Raw genomic sequence first — 1,245 nt, 5'->3', positions numbered from 1 at the left:
AACATAACTTTGAGTTAGGGAAGGAGCTCTACTTTAGAAATGCTTATATGAAAGACAGAACGACCTATATTGACACCGCTCTATTAGTAAGTCCATCTTCTACAAAGACAGATGAGCAAGTTCGTGTCTTTCAAAGGAAGCTATACATTCGAGCCAAGCAAGATAAAGGCTTTAAAGCCTATAGCCTGAGTGATAAAATGAGCTTAGGCTACGTTCTGGTAGAATCTTATCGTCGTGTAAAACAAAACTATTCCCATGGCAGAGGTGTCGATAATATGTCGTTTGCTGACATAGAAAAGTATGGAGTATCGAAGTTTCTGAAAGAATTACAACACGAACTCCAAACGAACACTTATCGTTGCCAAGCCGTTCGTCAAGTAGAAATCCCAAAAGAGAAGAAGGGAGAATTTCGCCTTTTAGGCATCCCGACTATAAAAGATAGAGTCGCTCAAATGGCAGTAAAGATGCTAATAGAACCTTTGTGGGAAGCCGACTTTATTGATACCTCTTATGGATTTCGTCCGAAACGAGGTGCTAAAGATGCTGTAAAACAAATCAAACAAAATCTCTATGAAGGATATCATTTTGTTTATGATGCAGATTTATCGAAATACTTTGATACAATCCCTCATGATAAGTTGTTTGTGCTGTTGAAGGAGCGCATTAGCGATAAAGGAGTACTCAAAATTATAAAGCAATGGCTCTGTGCTCCCAAACAGTTAAAAAATGGGAAACGAATACAGTCCAAAATGGGTACACCCCAAGGAGGAGTGATTAGCCCTTTGCTTTCTAATATTTATTTACATGCTTTTGACCGCATTGTTAATAATCCACGAGGGAAATTTGCCAAAGCCAACATTCGAATAGTTCGTTACGCAGATGATTTTGTATTGATGGGAAACCACTATTACAGTAGAGAGATCCTAGATTACATAGATTCAATCATGCGTAGGATGGGTCTTACGATCAATAAGAACAAGACCTCAATTCTTCATGTACACAAGAAGAGTCTATTCTTTTTAGGTTTTGAATTTCGTTATGTTCGTTCCAAGTTTTCATGGAATACCAAGAAATACACGAACATTCGTCCTAGTATTAAATCAAGAAGTAAACTATTTGCCAATATCCGTGAGCTACTACGCAAACGTCGTCATTGGAAAATAGCCCCCTTGATTTACAAACTAAACTCAGTATTGTACGGTTGGTTGAATTACTTTTCGATTAGTAAAGTCACCCATATTTGGG

At 37.8% G+C, this 1,245-nt stretch carries 1 protein-coding gene; it reads left to right on the top strand.

Going from position 1 to position 1,245, the window contains the following annotated elements:
- Nucleotides 1–47: 47 nt before the first annotated feature.
- Nucleotides 48–1,245 (top strand): group II intron reverse transcriptase/maturase (gene ltrA, locus ACXAHM_RS26250; protein WP_474967054.1); only part of this gene is annotated, 1,198 nt, incomplete at its 3' end.

It is taken from the genome of Flammeovirga sp. AWQ4_249 (assembly GCF_056161045.1).
Note: the sequence above shows the minus strand (reverse complement) of the source record. Positions and strands in the feature narration are given on the sequence as shown.